18 protein-coding genes are annotated in these 15,038 nt (G+C 63.3%); 10 read left to right on the forward strand and 8 right to left on the reverse strand.

What is annotated here, in order from left to right; all coding sequences use genetic code 11:
* Nucleotides 1–15: 15 nt before the first annotated feature.
* Complete coding sequence (locus tag H1D44_RS13910) at nucleotides 16–699, forward strand: phosphate signaling complex PhoU family protein (protein WP_181515458.1); 684 nt, start codon at nucleotides 16–18, stop codon at nucleotides 697–699.
* On the opposite strand, the gene H1D44_RS13915 is transcribed toward H1D44_RS13910, so the two are convergent.
* Both H1D44_RS13915 and H1D44_RS13920 read right to left on the reverse strand, forming a co-directional pair.
* Nucleotides 669–1,595 carry a complex I NDUFA9 subunit family protein gene (locus H1D44_RS13915; protein WP_181515459.1) on the reverse strand — a complete coding sequence of 309 codons (927 nt, stop codon included), beginning with the start codon at nucleotides 1,593–1,595 and terminating at the stop codon, nucleotides 669–671. The genes H1D44_RS13910 and H1D44_RS13915 overlap by 31 nt on opposite strands.
* Nucleotides 1,596–1,644: 49 nt before the next feature.
* Nucleotides 1,645–2,118, reverse strand: coding sequence for an Lrp/AsnC family transcriptional regulator (locus H1D44_RS13920; protein ID WP_181515460.1), 474 nt, complete (start codon nucleotides 2,116–2,118; stop codon nucleotides 1,645–1,647).
* 356 nt (nucleotides 2,119–2,474) lie between these two features.
* On the opposite strand from H1D44_RS13920, the gene H1D44_RS13925 reads away from it, so the two are divergent.
* The 7 genes from H1D44_RS13925 to H1D44_RS13955 all read left to right on the forward strand — a co-directional run bounded on the left by H1D44_RS13925 (nucleotide 2,475) and on the right by H1D44_RS13955 (nucleotide 9,346).
* Nucleotides 2,475–2,939, forward strand: coding sequence for an SUF system Fe-S cluster assembly regulator (locus H1D44_RS13925; RefSeq protein ID WP_181515461.1), 465 nt, complete (start codon nucleotides 2,475–2,477; stop codon nucleotides 2,937–2,939).
* A gap of 70 nt (nucleotides 2,940–3,009) precedes the next feature.
* Nucleotides 3,010–4,452 (forward strand): Fe-S cluster assembly protein SufB, encoded by a 1,443-nt coding sequence (gene sufB, locus H1D44_RS13930; protein ID WP_181515462.1) that lies wholly within the window; start codon nucleotides 3,010–3,012, stop codon nucleotides 4,450–4,452.
* Nucleotides 4,453–4,530: 78 nt separating this feature from the next.
* Nucleotides 4,531–5,283 carry a Fe-S cluster assembly ATPase SufC gene (gene sufC / locus H1D44_RS13935; RefSeq protein ID WP_181515463.1) on the forward strand — a complete coding sequence of 251 codons (753 nt, stop codon included), beginning with the start codon at nucleotides 4,531–4,533 and terminating at the stop codon, nucleotides 5,281–5,283.
* On the forward strand, nucleotides 5,280–6,659 hold the full coding sequence (gene sufD / locus H1D44_RS13940; protein WP_220128096.1) for a Fe-S cluster assembly protein SufD: 1,380 nt from the start codon (nucleotides 5,280–5,282) through the stop codon (nucleotides 6,657–6,659). Before sufC ends, sufD begins: the two co-directional genes overlap by 4 nt.
* Before the next feature lie 16 nt (nucleotides 6,660–6,675).
* Complete coding sequence (locus tag H1D44_RS13945; RefSeq protein ID WP_275299100.1) at nucleotides 6,676–7,935, forward strand: aminotransferase class V-fold PLP-dependent enzyme; 1,260 nt, start codon at nucleotides 6,676–6,678, stop codon at nucleotides 7,933–7,935.
* A gap of 1 nt (nucleotide 7,936) precedes the next feature.
* Entirely contained in the window at nucleotides 7,937–8,509 is a 573-nt protein-coding gene (sufT, locus tag H1D44_RS13950; RefSeq protein ID WP_181515464.1) for a putative Fe-S cluster assembly protein SufT, read from the forward strand.
* Nucleotides 8,510–8,572: 63 nt separating this feature from the next.
* Nucleotides 8,573–9,346 carry a SanA/YdcF family protein gene (locus H1D44_RS13955; RefSeq protein WP_181515465.1) on the forward strand — a complete coding sequence of 258 codons (774 nt, stop codon included), beginning with the start codon at nucleotides 8,573–8,575 and terminating at the stop codon, nucleotides 9,344–9,346.
* Here the strand turns inward: H1D44_RS13955 and H1D44_RS13960 are convergent.
* The 4 genes from H1D44_RS13960 to H1D44_RS13975 form a co-directional block, all read right to left on the reverse strand.
* Nucleotides 9,303–9,746 (reverse strand): hypothetical protein, encoded by a 444-nt coding sequence (locus H1D44_RS13960; protein WP_181515466.1) that lies wholly within the window; start codon nucleotides 9,744–9,746, stop codon nucleotides 9,303–9,305. The two genes, H1D44_RS13955 and H1D44_RS13960, sit on opposite strands and share 44 nt — an antisense overlap.
* 111 nt (nucleotides 9,747–9,857) lie before the next feature.
* Nucleotides 9,858–10,766, reverse strand: a complete 909-nt coding sequence (gene rimK / locus H1D44_RS13965) for a 30S ribosomal protein S6--L-glutamate ligase (protein WP_181515467.1) — start codon at nucleotides 10,764–10,766, stop codon at nucleotides 9,858–9,860.
* A 31-nt stretch (nucleotides 10,767–10,797) separates the two neighbouring features.
* Nucleotides 10,798–11,235, reverse strand: coding sequence for an ATP-dependent zinc protease family protein (locus H1D44_RS13970; protein ID WP_181515468.1), 438 nt, complete (start codon nucleotides 11,233–11,235; stop codon nucleotides 10,798–10,800).
* Between the two features lie 24 nt (nucleotides 11,236–11,259).
* Nucleotides 11,260–12,285 (reverse strand): DUF3549 family protein, encoded by a 1,026-nt coding sequence (locus H1D44_RS13975; RefSeq protein ID WP_181515469.1) that lies wholly within the window; start codon nucleotides 12,283–12,285, stop codon nucleotides 11,260–11,262.
* A 252-nt stretch (nucleotides 12,286–12,537) separates the two neighbouring features.
* On the opposite strand from H1D44_RS13975, the gene H1D44_RS13980 reads away from it, so the two are divergent.
* On the forward strand, nucleotides 12,538–12,870 hold the full coding sequence (locus H1D44_RS13980) for a YqcC family protein (RefSeq protein WP_181515470.1): 333 nt from the start codon (nucleotides 12,538–12,540) through the stop codon (nucleotides 12,868–12,870).
* 16 nt (nucleotides 12,871–12,886) lie between these two features.
* A complete protein-coding gene (locus H1D44_RS13985) occupies nucleotides 12,887–13,387 on the forward strand; it encodes a gamma-glutamylcyclotransferase family protein (protein WP_181515471.1) in 501 nt (166 codons plus the stop codon).
* A 70-nt stretch (nucleotides 13,388–13,457) separates the two neighbouring features.
* Here the strand turns inward: H1D44_RS13985 and H1D44_RS13990 are convergent, their stop codons facing one another.
* On the reverse strand, nucleotides 13,458–14,090 hold the full coding sequence (locus H1D44_RS13990; protein WP_181515472.1) for an OmpW/AlkL family protein: 633 nt from the start codon (nucleotides 14,088–14,090) through the stop codon (nucleotides 13,458–13,460).
* 222 nt (nucleotides 14,091–14,312) lie between these two features.
* On the reverse strand, nucleotides 14,313–14,906 hold the full coding sequence (locus tag H1D44_RS13995) for an OmpW/AlkL family protein (protein WP_181515473.1): 594 nt from the start codon (nucleotides 14,904–14,906) through the stop codon (nucleotides 14,313–14,315).
* Nucleotides 14,907–15,038: the final 132 nt, after the last annotated feature.

The following is a 15,038-nucleotide window of genomic DNA, read 5'->3' on the forward strand; positions in this document are numbered from 1 at the left end:
TCAGGAGTCTCCTCGATGTTTCGTCAGCTATTCAGCGCCCTGACCTCAGAAAACACCATCAACCTGGCCTTTGAGGATCTCACCCAGATGCTGCATGACGGCGCCTGGATGTTCGATCGTGCCAATGAGGTGCTGCACAGTTCCGCACCCGCAGACCAGGTGCGGGAGCCCCTCTACGAGCGGGACCGCAGTATCAATGAGCTCGAGCGATCGATCCGGCGCAAGATCCTGCGCCACCTGACCGTCAACCCCGGGCATGATGTGGCGATCTGCCTGGCATTGATGAGCGTGGCCAAGGATGCAGAGCGCATCGGCGACTACTGCAAGAATGTCTTCGAAGTCGGGCACTTCTACCGCGAAGGCTTCCATGTCACCAAGTACCAGGAGCCACTGGACCTGGTTGCTTCCAAAGTGGCCGACATGTTCGGTCTGGTCATCAAGGCGGCGGACAAGTCCGACGAGGCAAGTGCGCGCAAGGCCTTGATGGTGGCTCGCGAGGTGCGGCCCCATTGCGATCGCCTGATCAAGGAGCTGTTCCGGGACGAGGACAAGGTGGAGTTCCACGAGGCCGTGGCCTACTCGCTGTTGGCGCGGCATTACAAGCGGGTGGCGGCTCACCTGGCCAACATCGCGACCGCGGCGCTGGGCAGGCTGGAGGACCTGGACTTCTACCCCGATGAAGACGATGGCGACGCATGAGCCTCAAGGCACTCGGGTAGGGCATCGCGCAGCGAACGCGGCAGGATATCGAGGTCGGTAAAGGTGCCGACCTCTTCGCCGACCGTGTTGTCGGACGCCATCATCACGACCTGATCGCGGGTCAAAGGTGGACTGGCCAGCGGCGATGCCATCAGCGCGGCGAGATGCCAGAGGGGGAACGGCAAGGGCAGAAGCCAGCGCTCCCGCCCCAGATAGGCCATGAGCAATTGCAGCACCTCGCGGTAACTCATGATGTCCGGACCGCCCAGCTCGAACAGGCGTCTCCGCGGCGGCGACTCGCCCAACAAGCGCACGATGGCACGGGCGACGTCCCTTACATGCACCGGCTGCAGGCGAGTTTCCCCGTGCCCGAATAGCGGTATCACGGGGAGTCGTGTCAAGCCGGCCAGGCGGCTGAGAAAGGCATCGTTGGGTCCGAACATCACGCTTGGTCGCAGGATCACCGCCTTGGGGAACACTTCGATGACGCTGGATTCCCCTTTCCCCCTGGCCCTGACATAGCGGGAGCGAGAATTTGCAGCAGCGCCGATCCCGGAGAGCTGGATATAGGTCTCGACTCCCTCCGACCGGGCCAGGCTGGCGAGGCGCCCCGCGCCTTCCACATGCACCCCCTGGAAGCTCAACTGGCGATTCTCGGTATACAGGCTAACGGCGTTGACCACTCCGCGTGCGCCCTCGAGAGCGCGTCTCGCATCGGCTTCGCTGCAGATATCGGCACTCACGGTTTCGAGCGGGTCGCTGGGCTCGGCCCACCCGGGAAGGGTCGGGTGGCGAGCCGCAATGCGTACGGCGTGCCCCGCATCCACGAGTTCGTGCACCACCTGAGCGCCCAGAAAGCCAGTCCCGCCGAATACGGTTATGGGAGCTTTCGACATACTTTATTCATCCGTTCGCTTTTCTCGTGTGCCCGGTTTACCTGGCGCCTCAGCGGTCGGACAAGGGCAGGGCGCCGCTTTCCTTGATCGTGCGTATTGCGAAAGTACTGTCCGCGGAGCTGACCTCCTTGAGTTGGTGAAGCTGACGCAGCCATTGCTCGAAGCCATGGATATCGGCAGCGATGACCTGGAGCAGGTAGTCGAAATGGCCGGAGACGCTGTGGCACTGAATGACTTCCGGCATGCTGCGCACGGTGTCCTCGAATTCAGCTATCTGGTCCTGCCTGTGGTGCTTCAGGCGCACCTGAACGAACAGTGTCAGGGTCAAGCCGAGCAGGGCCTTGTCCAGTTCGGCACGATAGCGCGTGATGACGCCAGCCTGTTCGAGCCGGCGAATACGGCGTGCACAGGGGGAGGGGGAGAGATTCACCAGCTCTGCCAGTTCGGCGGTGGTAAGACGGGCGTCCTGCTGCAGGGCTTCGAGCAACATGCGATCGATGCGGTCGAGTTTGAGATTGCGCATGGGGTGCCTCGTCAATGTGGCGTTCAGTGGTTCCTTGGCCGATGCCGCTAACCCTCCCCCCAAGTCTGACGAATCCGGACCATACTCGCCAGTTTCAAAGGCAACGAGAGTCGAGATACCCGCACCGACCGGCTGAGTCGCTTGTAGTGGCCGGTGTCTATCGCAAGCGGTAAGGGTAAACTCTATTGATGAGAATGATTCCATTTATTCATTGGAATGGCTTCGATCATGCTGCTATCTCACGCTTACCGAGCTCCTGGTCGCTTCAGGTCTTCACATCGGAATCATACAGGACTAAAATGGTCCCAAATGGAGTGCGGGGGCTTTGGCGCACTCGCATCTTTCAGGAGTCAGGCATGCTGAAACTATCCCGGCTAACCGATTATGCCGCCGTGATCCTGGCGCAGATCGCGCGGCATCCCGATCAGCCCCACGCGGCGACGGAACTGGCCGAGACCGTGCAGCTGCCCCACCCGACGGTGAGCAAGACCTTGAAGATGCTGGTCAAGGCGGGGCTGCTGGAGTCACGCCGTGGCGCTCAGGGAGGGTATTCCCTGGCACGCCCGGCTTCGAGGATCACGGCCATCGACATCATCACTGCCATCGAGGGGCCGGTAGCCATGACCGAATGCAGCCACGCCGAGGGCGACTGCGATCTGCTGGCCACTTGCGGCGTCTCCGACAACTGGCAGCGCGTATCGTTGGCCGTGCGCACCCTGCTCGATAGCGTGACCCTGGCCCACCTGGCCGACAGCGCGCCGATCAAGCTGCCGGTGCAGCTACCCATACAGAGCGTGAGCCTTGCCGCCGACACGGCCTGAGCCACCGAACCGGATTCATTACCCGAGGCGAGCTCGCTCGCCGGCCCAACCGCCCGGGAGGGGAGAGACCATGGCAAGTCAGGAAATGGAACAGCTGGTCCGTCGCGAATACAAAGAAGGGTTCGTAACGGACATCGAGAGCGAGACGGTACCCCCGGGGCTCGACGAGAGTGTGATTGCCTTCATTTCCAACAAGAAGGGTGAGCCCGAGTGGATGCTGGAGTGGCGCCTCAAGGCCTACCATCAGTGGCTCAAGATGAAGGAGCCCTCCTGGGCGCACCTGGACTATCCGCCCATCGACTACCAGGCGATCTCCTATTACAGCGCGCCCAAGCGTCCCGAAGATCGCCCCCAGAGCCTCGACGAGGTCGATCCCAAGCTGCTCGAGACCTACGAGAAGCTGGGCATTCCGTTGCACGAGCGCGCGGCCCTGGCCGGCGTGGCGGTGGACGCGGTGTTCGACTCCGTGTCGGTGACCACCACCTTCAAGGAGAAGCTGCACGAGGCGGGGGTGATCTTCTGCTCGATCTCCGAGGCGATCCGCGACTACCCGGAGCTGATCAAGCAGTACCTGGGTACGGTGGTGCCGGTGGCCGACAACTACTTCGCCGCGCTCAACTCGGCGGTATTCACCGATGGCTCCTTCGTGTTCGTGCCCAAGGGCGTCACCTGCCCCATGGAGCTCTCCACCTACTTCCGCATCAACGCCGCCAATACCGGGCAGTTCGAGCGCACCCTGATCATCTGCGAGGAGGGCGCCCAGGTATCGTACCTGGAGGGCTGCACCGCGCCGATGCGCGACGAGAACCAGCTTCACGCCGCCGTGGTCGAGCTGGTGGCGCTGGACGACGCCTACATCAAGTACTCCACGGTGCAGAACTGGTATCCCGGCGACGAGGACGGCAAGGGCGGCATCTACAACTTCGTCACCAAGCGCGGCGACTGTCGCGGCGACCGTTCGCGCATCAGCTGGACCCAGGTCGAGACCGGCTCCGCCATCACCTGGAAGTACCCCTCCTGCGTGCTGCGCGGCCGCGACAGCATCGGCGAGTTCTACTCCGTGGCGGTGACCAACGGCCGCCAGCAGGCCGATACCGGCACCAAGATGATCCACATCGGCGAGGGCACGCGCTCCTATATCGTCTCCAAGGGCATCTCCGCCGGGCGCAGCGACCAGTCCTATCGCGGCCTGGTCAAGATCGGCCCGCGGGCCAAGGGCGCGCGCAACTTCACCCAGTGCGACTCGCTGCTGATCGGCGACCAGTGCGGCGCGCACACCTTCCCCTACCAGGAGATCGGCAACAGCACCGCGACCATCGAGCACGAGGCGACCACGTCGAAGATCGGTGAGGACCAGCTGTTCTACTGCCAGAGCCGCGGTATTTCCGAGGAGGACGCGGTGAGCATGATCGTCAACGGCTTCTGCAAGGACGTGTTCCAGGAGCTGCCGATGGAGTTTGCCGTGGAGGCCGAAGCCTTGCTCAACGTGACCCTCGAGGGAGCGGTGGGCTAAGGTCCTCGCGGCAGGCCCCACTCAGCCAATTTTTTCGGGTCGCTGCGGCGGCTCGCCAGAATCGAAAAGGTACTCAAGATGCTCGAAGTCAAGGATCTGCACGTCAAGGTGGAAGGCAAGAACATCCTCAAGGGCCTCAACCTGACCATCAACGCCGGGGAAGTGCACGCCATCATGGGCCCCAACGGGGCCGGCAAGTCGACCCTTTCGGCGGTGATCGCGGGCAAGGAGGGCTACGAGGTCACTTCAGGCTCCGTCACCTTCGAAGGTCGCGACGTGCTGGAGATGGAGATCGAGGAGCGTGCCCAGGCGGGCCTGCTGCTGGGCTTCCAGTACCCGGTGGAGATCCCCGGCGTGAAGAATATCTACCTGCTCAAGGCGGCGCTCAACGCCCAGCGTGAGGCGCGCGGTGAGGGTGAGCTTCCGGCGCCCGAGTTCCTCAAGCTGGTCAAGGAGAAGCTGGCGCAGATGAAGATGGATGCCAGCTTCCTGCAGCGCGCCGTCAACGAGGGCTTCTCCGGCGGCGAGAAGAAGCGCAACGAGATCCTGCAGATGCTGGTGCTGCAGCCCAAGCTGGCCATGCTCGACGAGATCGACTCCGGCCTCGACATCGATGCCATGCGCGTGGTGGCCGACGGCGTCAACTCCCTGCGCGGCGAGGAGCGCGCCATCCTGCTGGTGACGCACTATCAGCGCCTGCTCGACTATATCGTGCCCGATCATGTTCACGTGCTGGTCGACGGCCGCATCGCCAAGAGCGGCGACGCCGAGCTGGCCCGCGAGCTCGAGTCCCGCGGCTACGACTGGGTCGTGGAGGAGTCTGCCGCATGAGCGATGTCGAACAGCAGTCAGGCGAGGTGAAAGCCTTTCTCGACCGCCTCGCCGAGCGCGGCGCCAGCCGCGCTGAATCACAAGGGCCCGAGCCGACCTGGATCGCCGCGCGGCGCCAGGCCGGGGCGGCCCGCTTCGAGGCGCTCGGCTTTCCCAACCGCCGGGTCGAGGCGTGGAAGTACACCGACGTGCGTGCCATCGCCCGGGGCGACTTCGCGCTGACCGACAGCGCCGAGTTCTCCCAGGCCTCGGCGGCGGCGATCACGCTGCCCATCGAGGCGCACAGACTGACCTTCGTCGACGGCGTGTTCTCGGCAGGGCTGTCCGACCTGAGCGAGCTGCCGAGGGGCGTGGCGGTAGTGCCCCTATCCCAGGCGCTGGCCGACAACCACGAGGCGGTGGGTGGCCCCCTGGGGCGTCTGACCGGCGTCGATTTCTCGCCGTTCTCGGCGCTCAATACCGCCTTCATGGAAGAGGGCGCCGTGGTGCGCCTGGCGCCGGGGAGCGTGGTGGAGAAGCCGATCGTGCTGCAGTTCCTGTCGCGGGCCAACGCCAAGCCGGTGATGAGCCACCCGCGCATTCTGGTCGAGGCCGGCGCCCGCAGCCAGGCTACGCTGATCGAGCATCATGTCGGCGAGAACGAAGCGGCCAACTTCACCAATCTGGTGGCCGAGCTGATGCTTGACCGCGGGGCGATCCTGACCCATTACAAGCTGCAGGAGGCACCGCTCGGCGACCTGCACGTGGCCAGCATTCACGTCGAGCAGAACCGCGACAGCCGCTACACCTCGTTCAACCTGAACCTGGGCGGCGCCCTGGTGCGCAACGACCTGATCAGCGAGCTCAACGGCGAAGGCGCCGAGGCCAATTTCTACGGGCTGTTCTACGGCCAGGGGCGTCAGCACATCGACAACCACACCCTGGCCAATCACAACGCCCCGCGTACCTTCTCCAACGAAAACTACAAGGGCATCCTCGACGATCGCGCCCGCGGCGTGTTCAACGGCAAGGTAGTGGTCAAGCGCGACAGCCAGAAGATCGAGGGCTTCCAGAGCAATGCCAACCTGCTGCTCTCCGACCGCGCCGAGATCGACGCCAAGCCGGAGCTCGAGATCTATGCCGACGACGTCAAGTGCTCCCACGGCACCACCACCGGGCAGCTCGACGAAGAGGCGGTCTACGCCCTGCGTACCCGCGGCATCGACGAGCAGACCGCTCGCGGCCTGCTGACCCTGGCCTTCGCCGGCGAGGTGATGGAGCGGGTCGATCTGGATGCCATCTCCGAACGGGTGGAGCTGGCAGTGGCGGGCAAGCTGCCGGAGCGTTTCAACCTGGCCGGGCTGGTGGAAGCCGCCGTGGCCCTGAACGAAGAGTGAGTCGAGGAGAACGCGAATGACCAACCTGGCCACCGAGCGAACGCTCAACGCACCGGCCCTGGACGTGGCCGGGATTCGCGCCCAGTTTCCGATCCTCGAGCGGCAGGTCCACGGCCGGCCGTTGATCTACTTCGACAATGCCGCCACCAGCCAGACGCCGCTGGCGGTGATCGATACCTTCCGCGACTATTACAGTCGCTACAACGCCAATATCCACCGTGGCCTGCACACCCTGGCCGACGAAGCGACGGCGGCTTATGAAGGGACTCGCGAGACGGTGCGTGGCTTCCTCAACGCGGCGGATCGCCGCGAGATCGTCTTCACCCGCGGTACCACCGAGGCGATCAACCTGGTGGCCAACAGTTGGGGCCGGTCGAACTTGAAGGCGGGCGACGAAGTGCTGGTGTCGCTGCTCGAGCACCACTCCAACATCGTGCCGTGGCAGCTGCTGGCCAGTCAGCTCGGCATCGTGGTCAAGGTGATCCCGGTGGACGAGCGTGGCGTGCTCGATCTCGATGCCTATCGTGGGCTGTTCACGGAGCAGACCCGGCTGGTGGCGGTCAACCATGTCTCCAACGCCTTCGGCACCGTCAATCCGGTAGCCGAGATGGCGACCATCGCCCATGAACACGGTGCACTGATCCTGGTCGACGGCGCCCAGGCCACGCCGCACCAGGCGGTGGACGTACGCGCCATTGATGCCGATTTCTACGCCTTCTCCGGACACAAGGTCTATGGTCCCACCGGGGCCGGCGTGTTATATGGCAAGGCCGAGCTGCTCGAGGCGATGCCGCCGTGGCAGGGTGGCGGCGAGATGATCAAGAGCGTCTCCTTCGATGTGCCGACCACCTTCGCCGATGTCCCCCACAAGTTCGAGGCGGGCACCCCGGCCATTGCCGAGGTGATTGCGCTCGGCGTGGCGCTGGACTGGGTTCGCGGTGTGGGGCTCGAGTCCATCGGCGCCTGGGAGGCAGTGCTGCTGGAAAGGGCGACGTCGGCGGTGTCGCGAATCAACGGACTGCGCATCCTGGGCACGGCGCCGGACAAGGCCGGTGTGCTCTCCTTTGTCGTCGACGGCGCCCACTCCCAGGACATCGCGCTGCTGATCGACCAACTGGGAGTGGCCATTCGCACCGGCAATCACTGCGCCCAGCCGCTGCTGGCTCACTTCGGCGTGACGGCGACCTGCCGGGCCTCGTTTGCCGCCTACAACACGCTGGAAGAGGTCGACACCTTCGTCGAAGCCTTGGAGCGGGTGATAGGAATGGTGCGCTGACATGTCCAGCATTGAGCAGATAACCACCCTGCAGAAGGGCCAGGCGCTGCCGCTGCAGCGCGACGTGGATGTCATCTCGATTCCCTTCGGCAAGACCATCTCGCTGCCCGAGGACAGCGAGGTCACGGTCATGCAGGCCAAGGGCAGCTCGGTCAGCGTGGGTTTCGAGGGTCGCCTCTACCTGATCGAGGGCAGCAATCTAGACGCCCTGGGCCTCGAGCCGCTGCCGCGTCCGACCCTGCCTGAGAGTGCCAGCGAGGAGGAGATCGAGCAGTTCGTCTGGGATCAGCTGCGCACCTGCTTCGACCCGGAAATCCCGGTCAATATCGTCGACCTGGGGTTGGTCTACGGCTGTCGTATCGAACGGCTGATCACCGGTGAGCGCATCGTTACCATCCGCATGACCCTGACGGCGCCCGGTTGCGGCATGGGCGACGTGATCGCCGCCGATGCGCGCAACAAGATCCTCGGGGCTCCACAAATCAGCCGCGTACATACCGAAATCGTCTTCGATCCTCCCTGGAGCCGTGAGATGATGAGCGACGAGGCGAAGCTGGAGCTGGGCATGTTCTAGCCTGGCCCTGAGCCTGCGACGCTCGGTTGCGGCTTGCGTTTTTCTACTGTCCGGTGAGGGTCAATGCAGGCGCTGCTGTGGAAATCCTTCAAGCTTGTCTTGATGACGCTCGGCGCACTGCTGTTGCTGGGTCTGCTGCTGTTCGTCAGCGCCAACCTGTGGGTGCTCGGCAAGACCCATGCTCGCATCGAGCATGACCTGCCGCTGTGCGGCCCGGAGCGTGTCGGGATCGTCTTCGGCACTTCCCACTGGACCCGCAGTGGGGTGCGCAATCCCTACTTCGATGCTCGCATCAATGCCGCCTCGCGGCTGCTTCGCCTGGGACGTGTGGAGCACCTGCTGCTCTCGGGCGACAATCGCACCCGCCAGTACAACGAACCCATTACCATGTGGCGCGACCTGCGCAGCCAGCACGTGCGCGACGAGGACATGACCCTCGACTACGCCGGGTTCAGCACCTTCGATACCCTGGCGCGGGCGCGTGATGTCTTCGGCGTCGAGCAGGTACTGCTGGTCACCCAGAAATGGCACTTGCCGCGGGCGCTGTTCATTGCCGATGCCCTGGGGCTCGAAGCGCGTGGCTGTAGCGCCCCTTCGCGCCCGGTGGCGGGGGTGTGGCGGTTGCAGGCGCGTGAATGGATGGCTCGGGCGGCGACCGTGGGTGACCTCTATCTCTGGGGACGCGAGCCCTACTTCCTGGGGCCGTTGGAGCCGCTCAACATTGCCCCGCCGGCCTGGCGCCAGATGCTCGATGTCGAGTCCGAGAACTCGCTCGACGGATACCGTCTCGGTCTCAAGGGCGACGCTGTTTCTGCAGCTGATACAGCTCGCGAATGAGGCCACGGCAATCCTTCCAGCACTGCTCGACCACAGGCTCGAGCGGATTCGGCAAGGGGTGGGTATAGAGGGTGGCCAGGGCCTGCATCAGCACACGCTCCTGTTCCAGCAACTCGCCTATGACGACCTGGCTTTCGTTGCCGACGAAGCTCTTCAGGCGACTCCACAGCCACATGTAGTCATCACGCTCGACGTCGGCGTCCCGGGGAAGCAGCTTGAGGTGCCGTCGGGCCAGTTCCTGGAGCTTCTTCAGGTTCTTGGCCCGGGTTTCGTAGTGAGGCTTGAGCGTTTCGCGCAAGGAAGGGCGCAGGCGCTCAAGGTTGTCCTGGAAATAATCGATGCTGTCGGCCAACGCTTCCAATACGCTGTCCATCGCCACTTGGCGATTGTCGAGAAACATGAGCGGTCACCTCCTCCGGTGACGCAGATTGTGGCGGGGGAAACACTGTTTTGCTACCCCCGGCAGGCAAAATATGTAGCCTTTCTACAAAAACAGGCGCATTTCTCGCAATTACCCTTTGGGCTTGGGCGGCGCCTTACGCGAAGCGAGGGCATTCTTCTCGATGTGCTCGATGATCAAGCCGGCGATATCCTTGCCGGTGGCCGTCTCGATTCCTTGCAGGCCCGGCGAGGAGTTGACCTCCATGATCACGGGGCCGTGGTTGGCACGCAGCAGATCGACGCCGGCTACCCTGAGGCCCATGGACTTTGCGGCTCGGATGGCGGTGGAGCGTTCCTCCGGGGTAATGCGAATGAGGCTTGCGGTTCCGCCACGGTGAAGGTTGGAGCGAAACTCACCCTCGGCAGCCTGGCGTTTCATCGAGGCGACGACCTTGTCGCCGATGACGAAGCAGCGGATGTCGGCGCCGCGGGCCTCCTTGATGTACTCCTGCACCATGATGTTGGCTTTCATCCCCATGAAGGCCTGGATCACCGACTCGGCGGCCTGATTGGTCTCGGCCAGTACCACGCCGATGCCCTGGGTGCCCTCCAGCAGCTTGATCACCAACGGGGCTCCCTTGACCATGGTGATCAGGTCGGGAATGTCGTCCGGCGAGTGGGCGAAGCCGGTGATTGGCAGCCCCAGCCCCTTGCGTGACAGCAGTTGCAGTGAGCGCAGCTTGTCTCGGGAGCGAGTGATGGCCACCGAGTCGTTGAGTACATAGGTACCCATCATCTCGAATTGACGCAGCACGGCGCAGCCATAGAACGTGATCGAGGCCCCGATACGGGGGATCACCGCGTCGAAGCGCTCGATCTCCTCGCCCTTGTAGTGGATCGAAGGGTGGTGCGCGGCAATGCTCATGTAGCAGCGCAGGGTGTCGATGACTCGCACCTTGTGGCCGCGCTGCTCGGCGGCTTCCACCAGGCGGCGCGTGGAGTAGAGATTGCGATTGCGTGACAGCAGCGCGATTTTCATCAGGGGCTCCGGTACGGATTGCCGGGTGGGGTCAGGGTTCGCCATGCAGGAAGGTGACGCCTGGCGCCACCAGCAATCGGCTAAGCGCGCGCCTTCCCAACAGCATGGGGTAACGCATGTCACTGCGGTCGGCCAGGGTCAGCTCCACCATCACCTCCAGTTGGCCCAACTGCATCGGCGTACGGATCACGTAGCGCCACTCCTTCTGGCCGTTGGAACTCATCACCTTGCGGCGGTCATGAAGGTGGGTGCGATAGACGTGCGGAGGCGATTCCAGCCCGCCGTTGCGGGTCGTAAAGCTGACCCAGAGGTGGCCTTCCTCCTCGAAAATCTCGATATCCTCAGCGTGCAGCGAGGAGGTGCGAGCCCCCGTGTCTATCTTGGCACACAGCGTCATGCCGATAGTCGGCAGCGTCACCATTTCCAGCCGGCCGATGACAGCCTTGGGAGTATAGGGCAGTTCCTTCATGGCTTTATTCCAGGCTTTCCATACTCAGTGGCCCAGGCCGGCCAGGCGCTGGCCGATGGGGGAGTCTTGCGTGGCCTCGCGAAGTACCATCAACACCGGAAGGCGCAGGCGAGGTATCAGTGCCAGGTCGCGAGCCACTGCGGCGAAATCGGCTTTCGGCTGAGCCGCCAGGCGGGTCAGGAAGCGCGGCAGGCGTTTGCCATCTTCCAGGTGATTCCAGCCACGGCCGGCGAGCGCAGCCAGCAGGTCGGGGCCGCACGCGGCAGGGTCATCGAGCAGGGCATCATACCAGTTACCGGCGACGGCCGGGCTGGCATGCCCGACCGCTCGGACACAGGCGCACAGGGTTTCGACATTCCCTGCTTCAGCAGCCCGCTCTCCTCTTTCTCGCAGCGCCTCGGCGAGTGAGTCCGGGACTGCGACATGTTCCAGACAGTAGCAAAGAGAGACCAGCACCTCCTCCGGCAGGTTTGGCAGGGTCGCGACAAGCGATCGGGCCGCCTGCTCATCGAGGCGCACAGCGTAATCGGCCAGCCCCTGCAGGCCAAGGAACTGCCAGTCCACCTGCTGTTGTCCGCTGAGGTAGGCTTCCACCGGCTCTAGGTGCGGGCTCGCCGACTTGCCCAAGTCGCGCTTGGCCATGGCGTGCAGCACCGCCTGGAAGGGTAGGGAGGGCGTGAAGGCCAGCGGGTTGTCATGCATCAGGTTGTCGATCTCCTGGCTCGATTCCTGGCCTACCCGCGCCACGGTCTCCCCCAGTGTGACCAGCAGGCGCTGCAGAAAGGCATCCCGGGGAGCCGGCACCAACTGGCCCTGTTCGTCCAGCGGAAGTGCTAGGAACCAGATCAGCGGATCGGCCAGGTCACCCAGGCGGAAGACGATGCTCAGGCGAGCCTGGCCTTGCCAGGGCAGGGGCCATGGAGCGGCATCCAGCTCGAGGCTGGCCAGGGTCTCCCTGAGGCACGGCTCGACCCGACGCCCCATATGGTAGAGGCGCACGTCAGCTCCCGTGCGGTCAAAGAAATCATGAAGCGTGTGGATCGGCTGCATATCGGCTCCCTTTTCAGCGTGCACTCTACATTGGAGGGCCGCCGCTTGTCAGCCACCCCTCCATGTATCAGGCAACCGGCTGGTCAAGAAATAACCATGGTTGGCGATGCCGCGGATTCTCTGCTACCGAGACGTCTTTCCAGAGCTTATCCACAGCCTCTTTCAGTGAAACTGTGAACAGTCCGGTGCGGTGCTGGCCAGGTGGGCAGGCTGTCTGGATAATGTAGGGAAACCCACAGCCGGTATCCCGACATGACGGTCCATGATGAGCTCGATGTGGCCTTGCGCCGTCTCGAAGCGACGATGAAGGCTACCAACATGTGGCGCATGAGCACGCCTGCACCCGAAGCCTACGAGAGCCAGCAGCCGTTCTGCATCGATACCATGGAGCTGCCGCAATGGCTGCGATTCGTGTTCATTGCTCGTCTCGATGCGCTGGTCGAGGCCAGGGCGCCGATGCCAGCGACATGCGAGGTGGCTCCGGTGGTCGATACCTACCTGGCTCAGCAGGGCTCTCGCGCCAGCGACCGGCTGCTGATGTGCAAGGCAGTGGAAGAGATCGACCGTCTGGTCACCGAGAACTGAGCGACGACCGAGATTGATGCCTTACTACTTCGCTTATGGCAGTAACATGAACGTGGCGCGAGTCGAGGCACGCATCGGCACGACACGCCGCAGCCTGGCGGGAACGCTGCGCGACCATGCGCTGCGGTTCGACAAGGCCTCGCGCGTCAGCGGCATCGCCCATGCCAACGTGGTTCCGCTCGCTGGGGAGCGTGTCGAAGGGGCGCTCTTCGAGCTGCTCGAGCCTCGCCAGATCGAACGGATGGACCCCTTTGAGGGCTATCCCCTGGAGTATGAGCGCCACCGCCTGCCCATCGTCACCCTGGAGGGGGCGATCGAGGCCTGGGTGTATATCGCCGCGCCCGGCATGACCGCCCCCTCACTCAGGCCCGCGCACGAGTACCTGGAGCATCTGCTGGCTGGTGAACCCTTCCTCAGTGCCGACTACCACCGCCGCCTGGCCCAGGTCGATGCAGTTCGTGGCCTCGACGAGCCCACCCTGGCGCAGTTGGGGCTGTCGCGCCACTCACCGCGCTGAAGCGGAGTCAGCTTCCGCACCAACGCAGCAGGCCCGCCATGGCGGGCCTGCTGCGTTGGTGCCGTTCACATCAGAAGCGGTAGCTGATGCCGGCCATGAATACCCAGGGGTCGATGCTGGTCTTGCCCACCTTCTCACCATTGAGTTTTACATCGGAGTCGATATCGATATACCAGGCAGCGACGTTGAGGCCCCAGTTATCATCCAGGCGCACGTCCATGCCCAGTTGGCCGGCCAGGCCCCAGGAGCTGCTGAGGTCTAAATCAACATTCGGAAGGTCAATCTCTTCACTGAAGAAGTTGGTGTAGTTGAGGCCGATGCCGGCGTAGGGCTGCACCTGGGCGCCGCTGCCGCCCAGCGGGTAGTACTGCACGGTCAGGGTCGGTGGCAGATGCTTGGTGGAGGCATCGATCGCTCCATCCGCAAGACGGATGTCATGCTTGAACGGAAGCGCCGCCAGCAGCTCGACGCCGAAGTTGTCGTGGAACAGGTAGCCCAGGGTGAAGCCCAGGTTGGTATCGCTGCGTACGTCGACATCAATGCCGCCGTCCAGGGTTCCATTGTTGCTCTTGGGGTCGACATGGGCGACGCCCACGCGAGTAATGAAGTCGCCCTCGCTGTAGGCGAGGGCCTGGCTGCTGGCCAGAAGAGCGGTGGCCGCCAGGCCGGCAGTCAGCAGGGTGGGAACAGCTTGCTTGCGCATGGGTCGACTCCTGTCGTTTCCAATGGGACAGCTCAAGGCTGCTTTAAAACGAAGTCAGTCTACTCAGCGCATGAATAATAAATCTTGATCCAGGGCAATGGTTTTATCTGAGACTAAACGGGTATTTTTAATGCTTCTTATGCTTGGCTGTGGATTTGCCTGACGACCTGAAAGCAAGACGCCGGGCTAGGGCCCGGCGTGTGAAGGAGAGGTGGCTACGCTTCAGAAGCGAAAGGTGACACCGCCGCCGATGGTCATCGGATCGACCTTGGCGGTACCGATGCGCTCTCCATCGACTGAAATGCGGGAATCCACATCGGCATAGTTGGCAAAGCCGTTGAGCATGAAGTTGTCGGTCACGGCCAGGTCGACCCCCACCTGGCCAACGGCGCCATAGGAGCGGCGTGCATCGACACCCTCTGGCTCCCCCGAGAAGCGGGTGTAGTTGAGGCCGGCGCCCACATAGGGCTGCACCCGGGAGTCGAAGCCGCCCAGCGGATAGTAGTTGGCCATCAGGTTCACCGGCATGCGGTCTAGGGTATTGGATTCCCCACCGGCGCTGAAGGTGTGCTCGATCTTCTCCGAGCTGTTCAGTTCGATGCCGAACTGGTCGGTGAACAGGTAGCCGGCACCAAAGGTAAAGCCGGTCTCACCGCTGCTGACACTGTCGAGCACACCGTTATCGGAGCGTGTATCTGTCTGGGCGAAGCCGCCGCGCACGAAGGTGTCGCCGGCGCTGTAGGCGAGCACCGCCTGGCTGGCAAAGAGCGGGGTGGCCGCAAGGGCCATCACGGGAATGAGACGAGTCGGTTTCATCACAGCGTCCTCCTGATTTTCTTGAGCCATGGATCCGGCAGCGTTGGACTCTTGAAACTATAAGAACAGTGTTTCTAAAAGTCTTGTTTAATTTTGTTATCGCATTGATAGCTTGGATTGAGAGACTTAATC

This window comes from Billgrantia kenyensis, from assembly GCF_013697085.1.
Lineage (GTDB): Bacteria > Pseudomonadota > Gammaproteobacteria > Pseudomonadales > Halomonadaceae > Halomonas > Halomonas kenyensis.

Bases quoted from the DNA above. Each gene is read 5' to 3' on its own strand.
- H1D44_RS13910 (WP_181515458.1), top strand. From the start codon at position 16: ATGTTTCGTCAGCTATTCAGCGCCCTGACCTCAGAAAACACCATCAAC.
- H1D44_RS13915 (WP_181515459.1), bottom strand. From the start codon at position 1,595: ATGTCGAAAGCTCCCATAACCGTATTCGGCGGGACTGGCTTTCTGGGC.
- H1D44_RS13920 (WP_181515460.1), bottom strand. From the start codon at position 2,118: ATGCGCAATCTCAAACTCGACCGCATCGATCGCATGTTGCTCGAAGCC.
- H1D44_RS13925 (WP_181515461.1), top strand. From the start codon at position 2,475: ATGCTGAAACTATCCCGGCTAACCGATTATGCCGCCGTGATCCTGGCG.
- sufB (WP_181515462.1), top strand. From the start codon at position 3,010: ATGGCAAGTCAGGAAATGGAACAGCTGGTCCGTCGCGAATACAAAGAA.
- sufC (WP_181515463.1), top strand. From the start codon at position 4,531: ATGCTCGAAGTCAAGGATCTGCACGTCAAGGTGGAAGGCAAGAACATC.
- sufD (WP_220128096.1), top strand. From the start codon at position 5,280: ATGAGCGATGTCGAACAGCAGTCAGGCGAGGTGAAAGCCTTTCTCGAC.
- H1D44_RS13945 (WP_275299100.1), top strand. From the start codon at position 6,676: ATGACCAACCTGGCCACCGAGCGAACGCTCAACGCACCGGCCCTGGAC.
- sufT (WP_181515464.1), top strand. From the start codon at position 7,937: ATGTCCAGCATTGAGCAGATAACCACCCTGCAGAAGGGCCAGGCGCTG.
- H1D44_RS13955 (WP_181515465.1), top strand. From the start codon at position 8,573: ATGCAGGCGCTGCTGTGGAAATCCTTCAAGCTTGTCTTGATGACGCTC.
- H1D44_RS13960 (WP_181515466.1), bottom strand. From the start codon at position 9,746: ATGTTTCTCGACAATCGCCAAGTGGCGATGGACAGCGTATTGGAAGCG.
- rimK (WP_181515467.1), bottom strand. From the start codon at position 10,766: ATGAAAATCGCGCTGCTGTCACGCAATCGCAATCTCTACTCCACGCGC.
- H1D44_RS13970 (WP_181515468.1), bottom strand. From the start codon at position 11,235: ATGAAGGAACTGCCCTATACTCCCAAGGCTGTCATCGGCCGGCTGGAA.
- H1D44_RS13975 (WP_181515469.1), bottom strand. From the start codon at position 12,285: ATGCAGCCGATCCACACGCTTCATGATTTCTTTGACCGCACGGGAGCT.
- H1D44_RS13980 (WP_181515470.1), top strand. From the start codon at position 12,538: ATGACGGTCCATGATGAGCTCGATGTGGCCTTGCGCCGTCTCGAAGCG.
- H1D44_RS13985 (WP_181515471.1), top strand. From the start codon at position 12,887: ATGCCTTACTACTTCGCTTATGGCAGTAACATGAACGTGGCGCGAGTC.
- H1D44_RS13990 (WP_181515472.1), bottom strand. From the start codon at position 14,090: ATGCGCAAGCAAGCTGTTCCCACCCTGCTGACTGCCGGCCTGGCGGCC.
- H1D44_RS13995 (WP_181515473.1), bottom strand. From the start codon at position 14,906: ATGAAACCGACTCGTCTCATTCCCGTGATGGCCCTTGCGGCCACCCCG.